A 1,083-nucleotide genomic window follows, 5' to 3' on the forward strand; every position below is an offset into this window, starting at 1 on the left:
TTCCGGGAAGCCTTCCCCTTCTCGGACTCACGGTAAGCCTTCTGGTAAGCCTTCCCCTTCCCGGACTCGCGGTAAGCCTTCTGGGAAGCCTTCCCCTTCTCGGACTCACGGTAAGCCTTCTGGTAAGCCTTCCGTTTCTCGGACTGGGCGTAAGCCTTATTATGAGCGATGGTCAGAGATTCATCAGAGCCGGAAGCAGAAGCTATAACATACAACTCATTTCCCGCAAGAGGTGTACTTCGTTGAAGCAGTTCACTATTTAGTTGAGGGATAATAATAGCATTTGTCACCTTTGGCTGCTGAAGGAAGTTTCCAGTAGTTTTATCAGAACGAATAGAACACGGAACATTAGCTACTTCTGCAACGTCACGGGAGAAGGCCTGACATGATTTATCAGATTCAGAAAAAGTAGTATCTTGAAAATAACCAAGGTGATTAGTAGCTGCATCAAAACAGGCAGAATAGTTAGGTCTATCCATTGAAATATTGAAATATTGAATTTCAGCTTAAGACCACTCTTCGTTATAAAAGTTCCATCCTAGACACAAGCTATTCACTATTTATGTAAAAAATGCATAAAGATTTGCTATGACTATCACCAATGGCGATACAAAACTCTTCGAAAGCCATTGCCTCACGGATGAGGATGATGGTGTTTGTCGGGTGTCGTTTTTCCCGGTTAATGGTCAAGAAGCTGTTTGTTCTCTTGAAACCGGCCAATAAAATCATAACGTTGATGCCCCCGGATAACCGACAGTTCTCCGTCATTTTTGTCCAGACTAATAGGGCTCTCCCAGGAGGCGGCTGGCGGCTCAATAAATTGGAAAAGCTCGTGGTACTGCGGACTTGAAGGGCAGGGGTTTCGCCAGAACCGGATGATTCAGGTGCTTTAAACTCAATACCTTTTTACCTTCGATTATCGGCTACTAAGTCTGTTTGAAAAGTGAGCGGGGTGAGATATAACTTTTGCTTCAAGCTTATTATTTTTTGCTTTATTCGATTCTATTATAAAGGCGACAGCTTGCTTACCAGCGATTTTTGCTTGTTCTTTATCACAGGTATTCTTGAAAATTTCATAGTAAG

General features: G+C 43.1%; 2 protein-coding genes. One reads left to right on the plus strand and one right to left on the minus strand.

Annotated features, from left to right (window positions below; translation table 11 throughout):
• Positions 1–290: hypothetical protein (locus tag KDK15_RS01385; protein ID WP_257293575.1), on the minus strand; the 290-nt coding region annotated here is incomplete at its 3' end.
• Between the two features lie 298 nt (positions 291–588).
• Here KDK15_RS01385 and KDK15_RS01390 point away from each other — a divergent pair.
• Positions 589–723: a hypothetical protein gene (locus tag KDK15_RS01390; RefSeq protein ID WP_257293576.1), complete on the plus strand. Its 135-nt coding sequence runs from the start codon at positions 589–591 to the stop codon at positions 721–723.
• Positions 724–1,083 lie beyond the last annotated feature (360 nt).

Origin of the sequence: Endozoicomonas sp. YOMI1 (assembly GCF_024606345.1) — a bacterium.
Lineage (GTDB): Bacteria > Pseudomonadota > Gammaproteobacteria > Pseudomonadales > Endozoicomonadaceae > Endozoicomonas.